General features: G+C 63.3%; 8 protein-coding genes and 1 pseudogene. 5 read left to right on the forward strand and 4 right to left on the reverse strand.

All coding sequences use genetic code 11. The annotated features are described in order from the left end of the window. Nucleotides 1-90: 90 nt before the first annotated feature. Nucleotides 91-381, reverse strand: coding sequence for a YiaA/YiaB family inner membrane protein (locus WAN71_RS02580; RefSeq protein WP_422223829.1), 291 nt, complete (start codon nucleotides 379-381; stop codon nucleotides 91-93). Between the two features lie 146 nt (nucleotides 382-527). Here WAN71_RS02580 and WAN71_RS02585 point away from each other — a divergent pair, with 146 nt between their 5' ends. Beyond that, nucleotides 528-1,823, forward strand: coding sequence for an MFS transporter (locus WAN71_RS02585; RefSeq protein ID WP_422223830.1), 1,296 nt, complete (start codon nucleotides 528-530; stop codon nucleotides 1,821-1,823). Between the two features lie 12 nt (nucleotides 1,824-1,835). Here WAN71_RS02585 and WAN71_RS02590 read toward each other — a convergent pair whose 3' ends face one another. Both WAN71_RS02590 and WAN71_RS02595 read right to left on the reverse strand, forming a co-directional pair. Next, nucleotides 1,836-2,216: a DUF732 domain-containing protein gene (locus tag WAN71_RS02590; protein ID WP_422223831.1), complete on the reverse strand. Its 381-nt coding sequence runs from the start codon at nucleotides 2,214-2,216 to the stop codon at nucleotides 1,836-1,838. A 116-nt stretch (nucleotides 2,217-2,332) separates the two neighbouring features. Further along, the gene (locus tag WAN71_RS02595) at nucleotides 2,333-3,568 is read right to left on the reverse strand and encodes an osmoprotectant NAGGN system M42 family peptidase (RefSeq protein WP_422223832.1); all 1,236 of its coding nucleotides are present in this window, start codon (nucleotides 3,566-3,568) and stop codon (nucleotides 2,333-2,335) included. Between the two features lie 203 nt (nucleotides 3,569-3,771). On the opposite strand from WAN71_RS02595, the gene WAN71_RS02600 reads away from it, so the two are divergent. Then, nucleotides 3,772-4,188, forward strand: coding sequence for a ferritin-like domain-containing protein (locus WAN71_RS02600; protein ID WP_422223833.1), 417 nt, complete (start codon nucleotides 3,772-3,774; stop codon nucleotides 4,186-4,188). 16 nt (nucleotides 4,189-4,204) lie between these two features. Here the strand turns inward: WAN71_RS02600 and WAN71_RS02605 are convergent. Continuing rightward, a pseudogene (locus WAN71_RS02605) lies at nucleotides 4,205-5,698 on the reverse strand (FAD-dependent monooxygenase); the annotation flags it as partial. Nucleotides 5,699-5,868: 170 nt separating this feature from the next. Here WAN71_RS02605 and WAN71_RS02610 point away from each other — a divergent pair. From WAN71_RS02610 to WAN71_RS02620, 3 genes are all read left to right on the forward strand, one after another. Continuing rightward, complete coding sequence (locus tag WAN71_RS02610) at nucleotides 5,869-6,549, forward strand: hypothetical protein (protein ID WP_422223834.1); 681 nt, start codon at nucleotides 5,869-5,871, stop codon at nucleotides 6,547-6,549. Between the two features lie 100 nt (nucleotides 6,550-6,649). Next, nucleotides 6,650-7,066, forward strand: coding sequence for a Fur family transcriptional regulator (locus WAN71_RS02615; protein ID WP_422223836.1), 417 nt, complete (start codon nucleotides 6,650-6,652; stop codon nucleotides 7,064-7,066). A 37-nt stretch (nucleotides 7,067-7,103) separates the two neighbouring features. Continuing rightward, nucleotides 7,104-7,306, forward strand: a 203-nt coding sequence (locus WAN71_RS02620; protein WP_422223835.1) for a hypothetical protein, incomplete at its 3' end; no start/stop codon positions are given.

The following is a 7,306-nucleotide window of genomic DNA, read 5'->3' on the forward strand; positions in this document are numbered from 1 at the left end:
GACATCATGGTTCATCGATGGGCGACTTTGGGGCGGTCGGCGCCTCGCTGTTGTTAGTCCTCGTTGTCATCGGCGCGGTGCTGACAGCTGTCAACTAACGCCAATGAACGGAAAGTGTTCTGCGAGCAGCTTCTCCATGCGTGCTTCATCGAGGCGAACGCGTACGGTCGTGGCTTCCTGCTGATCGCGAACGACCTTTGCCAAACTGAACGCGCTCGAGACCAGAAACAGCACGCTGATGCCGAGAAACAGTCGCTGCCAAGGGTCCAACGGAAGGAAAAGGATTCCACCGAGTGAGCCAAGGAAGCTCACCACGAAAGCGACGACCGTTTGCATGAAGAACGCCCCACTCGTCTTCGACATGCCATTGGAAATATTCATGTCGATTAGTATGCGGGCAGCGCGAAGGCAGCAACCGCACTAAATTTCCCGGCCCTCGCGGCCCCCCCAAGCCGGGAAAGCTTGTGTTGTGATCACCACGATCTTGATTCTTCTGTAAAGGCCGCTCGGCTACATACCGTTCACGGATGACATCAACCGCTAGCGGTATCTCGGCGGCCCAGATACCCCGAACCATACCTGCGACTTTCAAGCAGTCGCTCTTTGTCGCCGTGACCGCCGGACTCGGTTACGGCTTCGACTCATACGCGGTGAACATCTATGGCTTGGTGCTACCCGAAATCAAGAAGACGTTGCATATCACCGACGCCCAAGCCGGATACATAGGTTCAATCTTTCTGCTCGGCTACACGATCGGCACCATCGGCTTCGGGTTCGCTGCCGACAGGTGGGGGCGGAAAACGACACTCGGGGTCTCAATCCTGCTCTACGGTGTGACGACGGCGTTGGCCGGACTCACGACGAACATCGCCGCCTTCACGGGACTGCGGTTCCTCACTGGTGTAGGCGGCGCTGGTGAACTCGCGGTCGGAGCGCCATACACTGCCGAAGTTTGGCCGGCGAAGACCCGCGCCATCGGTGTCGGCGGGGTGATTTTCTCGCTCTTCTCGCTGGGCTACGTTCTTGCCGCCGGCGTCGCGCTGGCCCTGGTGCCCCACTTCGGCTGGCAATCGGCGTTCATCGTCGCAATCGTCCCAGCCGTTCTTTTATTCCTCGTCCGGCAAGGCATCGCCGAGTCGCATCGCTACATCGACGCACAGGCCACGGTCGTGAATGGGACTGCCAAGCCCCAGCTTTGGCATCTGCCCGGTGTGCGGCGCCGCCTCTTCGCCGGCTGGCTCATCTACACCGCCAACGCAGTCGGCTACTGGGGTATGACGCTGTTTTTGACCACCTACATCGTAAAGAAGTTTCACGCTTCCCCAATCGAGGCGATCCGCTACGCGCTGGTGTTCTTCTTGCTGCAAGCGGTATTTGCTTTCCTCGGGACTGCGCTCGCCGACTGGATTGGCCGACGGCCGTCGGCGATCCTCGCCGCGCTCATCGAGGTTGCCGCAACCATCCTGGCGGCGACCTCCGAATCGTTAGCCGAATACCAGGTCTTCGGGGCAATCGCCATCGCGACCCTTGGCTGGCTCTGGGGCGTCGGGGACACGTACATCTCGGAGCTTTTCCCAACGGTCTTGCGCGGCACCGGCTTCGGAATCGCCGTCGGTGGCGGCCGCATCGTCTCGATTGCAGCTCCGACCGTCATCGGCTGGGCCATCACGCAGTACGGGCTGCAGACACCGTATCTGGCGCTGGCCGGCCTGTGGGCCTTGACGTTAATCGGCTACCTGCTCGGCCCGGAGACCAAAGGCAAAGAACTCGAAGACCTGGCTGATGAGGCCCTCCCCGAAGTTCTCGCACCTGTCAACGAGTAGAAAAAGCAAGGCCTACAACGCACCTGGCAGCGCCGGCCACGGGAAGAACGGCGGGACCGCCGGCTGCTGCGGCGGTGGTGGCGGCGGCGATACCGCTCCCCCTATGTGTTGGGGGCATAACGTGTTCTCCGCGACCTCTAGGAACTTGGCGGCGCCGTCATTCGTGAATCCTGGATTCTGGTCCATCATGGCTTTGATGACGTCGGCTGGCGGGTGGCCCTGGTCCATCAGGTCGCACGCCCTCCTGCCAATGCCGATGGCGTCAGGTCCGCTTTGATAGGTGATGCCGGCGTTGTTGAGCCCGGCCAGAAAGTCCCCGTCACCGTCGGCCTGCGCCGGCGCGGCCAGGCCGATTACCGCGGCGAAGCTTGCAAGCGCTATTGGCAGTCGCATGGCTTCATCTTTGTATAGATCGGCGCCGATGTCCTCCGCCAAATTCGGCTTCTACGGCCCGAATCGTCGGTGTCGCCAACGCTCTCACGGGTTTGTGTTGAGCACCCGTGGGTGCCTCAGGTCTGCGGTCCCACGGAGGGCGGCCAGGGCGAACCCGGCGACGCTTCGCCGGGTTCGGCGTGGTCGCCGCGAGATAGCGGCACCCATTGCTCGGTCGGCGCAGGCTGTTTCGAGGAAGGGAAGTCCTCTAGTTTCCCCGTCGGTTTCGCGTCCCACTTGGCGAACGTCAGCGGTGTCTGCAGCCAGGCGTGCAGCAGGTTGTACGCGGCCTCCAGCGAGTCCATGTGGGTGCGCTCCCAGCCGTGGCTGCCGTCGAGCCCAAAGCCGACCAGCGCGGCCCGGGTGCCTGCGCCGGCTTCGATCGCCGCGGCGGCATCGGACCGGTAGTAGCGGAACACATCTCTTGCGAACGGGATCTCCCGCTCCTCGGCAAGGCGGCACAGCCTGCGAGTCAGGTGGTAGTCGAACGGCCCGTGCATATCGGCCATCGGGATCGTCACGCCGTCCTCGATGGAGTGCTGGCCGGGCGCGCACACCGCGTTGTCCACCGAGACCAGCTCGGCGACGTCGGCAGGTAGACCGTGGCTGGCGCCGTGGCCGACCTCCTCGGTGATGGTGACCATGATCGTGGTGCGGTGCGGCAGCACCACCTTGTTCTCGGAGAAGTTCTTGGCGAGTGCGAGTGCGATCGCGACGCCCGCTTTCCCGTCGAGGTGGCGGGAAACGATGAAGCCGTCGGCGGTGAGCTCGGGGCTGGTGATCATGGCCACAAAGTCACCGACCTGCAGGCCGAGATGGACCAAGTCCTCCCGGGAGGACACTTTGCGATCGACCCGGACCTCGACGTGTTCCCAGTCGGTGGGTTGGGTGTCGATCTCGTCGCCAAACGCGTGCCCACTGGACTTGAGCGGCAAGACCGTGCCGGTGATGAACTCGTCGGGATCGTCGATGAAGATCCGCACGCGAGCGCCCGCGGCGAACCGGGCCGAAAAGGTGCCGACTGGGATCACCTCCAGACGGCCGTTGTCCTTCAGGCTGCGCACCATGCATCCGATGGTGTCCGAGTGAACGACCAGCGCCCGCTCGGTGGTCCGCGACTTCCCGGCGAGTTCGGCGGTCAGCGCCCCGCGCCGGGTCAGCGAGAATGGGACGCCGAAGTCATCGAGAATGTCGCCGATCAGCTGCATTACCGCGTCGGTGCGCCCCGCCGGGCTTGGGGTCTGCAGCAGCGCAAGCAGCGTATCCACCATCCACGCGCGGTCGGCCTCGGCCATGGCCGCGGTTTGGCGCACGGTGTCTCCTCTCTCGGGTTGTCCGGAACCGCGTTCAACCTACAGCCGTAACCGGGTTGCCGGATCCGCGGCGCCTCTACCTCCGAAAATAGTGTTCGGAGGTGCGGCTATCCAGGCCGACGAATGACATGAGGAATCCGACGTTAAGGACTTGCCTCGCGTGACCATGTTTCAGCATGCAGTCGCGGGGTGAACCTAGCCGCATGGATACAACTAGCTTTATAGAGCGGCTCAACGAAGACCTGGGCACCGAATATCAATCGATCGTCCAGTACATCCAGCACATTGCCACGATCAAAGGGCCCGAATATCACTCGATCACCGAGGAACTGGACAACCACCTGACCCAAGAGCTACAGCATGCCAAGATCCTCGCTCAGCAGATCGACTTTCTGGGCGGTACGCCGACGGTGAAAGTTCCCGACGTGCCCGACGCGTCGGACGGTGCAGCTGCGCTGAAGGCCGATGTGGAACTGGAACAGCGTCAACTGGACCGCTACCGGCAACGCGTGACGGAGGCTAACGATTTGGGATTACCGGACGTCGCCGAGGCCTTGCGGCCGTTGCTGCAGCAGACGCAGGACCACGTGCGGGAGTTGCAAGACGCGCTCGAGGGCTGACGCGCGTGTCTGAGCGAGCACTTGGCGGCCCGAACCAGCTGGTGAGCGCATCACCGAGCCCGAGTTGAGTGTGCTTCCCCACCCAGGCCACGTATCCGTCGGGCCGGATCAATACGGCGGTGGGAGCTGTCACCACACCAAGGGCCGGAAGAACCCATTCACCAACGTATTTCGCATTGATCGCTTTGACCCGATTGACCCACGGTGTGACGTCGACGTCGCCAGGCGCACCGAGATTGAGCAGCACCGGCCGGGCGTCATGCAGCAGAGCGAATACTCGCAGCGGGCCGTCGTCGGTGACCAAGTCCAGATCGGGCATGCGACGCCCGAGCAGCGGGTGCCCCGCACCAAGGTCGTAATGGATGTCCAGGCCGGACATCATCGCGGCGAATCGTTTGCGGGGCTCGTCCATGCTGAGAAGCTCAGACATGGTGTCGCGCAAGGCTTTGGTGCGCTCTTCGTCTGCACGGCGAAGAAGAGCCATCTGCGCCAACGTATTGCGCAGCACGCGCGCGGCTATCGGGTGCCGTTCGGCATGATAGGTATCGAGCAGGCTGTCGGGCGATGTCTGGTTGACCACCTGGGCGAGCTTCCATCCCAGGTTCATCGCATCCTGCACACCGGTGTTGAGGCCCTGCCCCCCGATCGGATGATGCACGTGGGCGGCGTCGCCGGCCAGCAGGACCCGTCCGTCGCGATAAGCCGCCGCCTGTCGCGTCATATCCGTGGATCTGGAAATCCATGCGGGACTGTGGATCCCGTAATCTGTCCCGTACACATCGATGAGCCCCTTGCTCAGATCGCCCAAGGTGGCTTCGCTGTTGGGGCCGAGGTGTTTCTCGGTTACCATGACCCGCACCCGTCCGCCATCTTCCAACCTGCTGAGCGCATGGACGCCCAGGGCGTCGTGGCGGATGCCCCATTCCGGCAGCCGGCACGGCTCGGGTGCCATTTCGACTTCGGCGAGTAGGTAGCTCATCGTCGCATCCCAACCCGGGAACTCGATGCCGGCTGCTTTGCGGATCGCACTGCGTCCTCCGTCGCACCCGACGAGATACTTCGCCCTTAGCGACTGGCCGCCGGCCAGCTTGACGTCGACGCCGGTGCGATCTTGAGCGAAGCCCGTCACCTCGCACCCGCGATAGATTGGGACCGCCAGCTCGCTGACCCAGTCGGCCAGTATCCGCTCGATGTGGTTCTGCCACAGCGCGAGGCCGTAGGGATGCCGGGTGGGAAAGTCACTGATATCCAGACGAATTTGAGAAAACCCCGCGACCTGCGCCACCTCCCCCTGCGATAGGAATCGATCAGCGATCCCGCGCTGATCGAGGATCTCGATGGTTCGTGAATGCAGACCACCGGCTCGCGAGCCAATTAGGTCCTGGTTGGTGCGCCGCTCGACAATGGCAACATCGACTCCTGCCAAGGCCAGCTCGCCGGCCACCATCAGGCCCGTTGGGCCTCCCCCGGCAACGACCACCGCATGTTCGGAGATCGATTCGATACCCACCTCACACCCCCGTTTCGCTGAGTTCTGGCTTCGGCCAGCGATTTTGCATCATGACCCGGGTCTTGCCGCAAGCCCCCGGGTGCGCTATACATTGGAGTGGGACGGAGTTGTTGCTCTCCGTTCCTTTTTCGTCCGCGGTGGCCTTTCGCGCCCCTGCATACGATGGCCGGATGATCGGCTTCGTGTGCGCTATGCCCATGGAACTCCGGCCGCTGCGACGGCGACTCGAGCTTCGCAAGACCGCGTTGGGCTATGCCGGCCAGATCGGCGACCGTCCACTGACCGCGGTGATCACCGGAATCGGCACGGCCCTGGCGCATGCCGCGACGGTGCGCTTGCTGGACACGGTCGACGTCGAGTGGGTGATCGTCGTCGGCATCGCGGGCGCCATCGAGAACCAGACGCCCATCGGAACGCTGGTGCTCCCCGAGTTCGTCGTCAGCGGCGTGGACGGGTCCGAGTACCGGCCCACGCCGCTTCGCATCGGCAACGCGTACGGGAAGTTGTGGACTACCGACGAACTGCTCCTCGATCCGGCGCTGCACGCCGACCTGCGGGCGCATGGCGTGGTAGCGCTCGACATGGAAACGGCTGCTGTCGCGAAAGTGTGCGACGAGCGGGGCGTCCCCTGGTCGGTGGTGCGCGCAATCAGCGACCGGGCCGGCGACGGCACCGTAGACGCCGAGATTGCCGGCCTCAGTAATCCGGACGGCAGTCCGAACTTCTCGGCCGTCGCCCGCTACCTGGTCAGGCACCCCGGTGCGCTCCCCCGTCTGGTCCGCCTGGGCAGAGAGGCCAACCTCGCGGCCGTGCGGGCGGCCGAAGCCGCGATCGAAGCGTCGATTAATTAATTCTTGACCGATTCCAGATAAGGTCTTGACTCGTTCCAAACAACAGCGGCATATTGATGTGGTGTCGTCAACGTCGGCGGATCACGCAGCGCAGCTGCGGATGGCCGATTTGCGGGTGACCCGGCCGAGGGTCGCCGTATTAGAGGCGTTGCATTCTCATCCGCACGCCGATACCGAGACGATCTTGTCGGCGGTACGCAGCGGCCTGCCCGATGTGTCCCGCCAGGCCGTGTATGACGTCCTCAACGCGCTAACCGCTGCGGGTCTAGTTCGGCGCATTCAGCCCTTGGGCATGGTTGCCCGTTACGAGTCTCGGGTCGGCGACAACCACCATCACGTCGTATGCCGATCCTGCGGGGTCATCGCCGATGTCGACTGTGCGGTCGGTGAGGCGCCATGCTTGATCCCTTCGGACAGCGACAACGTGCTGGATGGCTTCGTTCTCGACGAGGCCGAAGTCATCTATTGGGGTCTATGCCCCGACTGCTCGACTGCAGATTCCCGATCACAGCCGTGATCACAGCCCGATTCAACTACTCCCTGAAAGGAATGCTGTGTCATCAGATACGACCCATAAAGGCAGCGAAAGTGAAAACCCGGTGATCGCCGCGCCGGAGCCTAAGGCGCACGCACCCCTGACGAACCAAGACTGGTGGCCCGACCAGGTCGATGTGTCGAAGTTGCATCCGCACGTGTCCCAGGCCAACCCGCTCGGCGAGAACTTCGACTACGCCAAGGAGTTCGCCAAGCTCGACGT

It is taken from the genome of Mycobacterium sp. (assembly GCF_049280035.1).
GTDB lineage: Bacteria > Actinomycetota > Actinomycetes > Mycobacteriales > Mycobacteriaceae > Mycobacterium.

Excerpts from the sequence above, each read along its gene's own strand:
- WAN71_RS02590 (WP_422223831.1), bottom strand. The coding sequence starts at position 2,216 with ATGCGACTGCCAATAGCGCTTGCAAGCTTCGCCGCGGTAATCGGCCTG.
- WAN71_RS02610 (WP_422223834.1), top strand. The coding sequence starts at position 5,869 with ATGATCGGCTTCGTGTGCGCTATGCCCATGGAACTCCGGCCGCTGCGA.
- WAN71_RS02615 (WP_422223836.1), top strand. The coding sequence starts at position 6,650 with ATGGCCGATTTGCGGGTGACCCGGCCGAGGGTCGCCGTATTAGAGGCG.
- WAN71_RS02580 (WP_422223829.1), bottom strand. The coding sequence starts at position 381 with ATGAATATTTCCAATGGCATGTCGAAGACGAGTGGGGCGTTCTTCATG.
- WAN71_RS02600 (WP_422223833.1), top strand. The coding sequence starts at position 3,772 with ATGGATACAACTAGCTTTATAGAGCGGCTCAACGAAGACCTGGGCACC.
- WAN71_RS02585 (WP_422223830.1), top strand. The coding sequence starts at position 528 with ATGACATCAACCGCTAGCGGTATCTCGGCGGCCCAGATACCCCGAACC.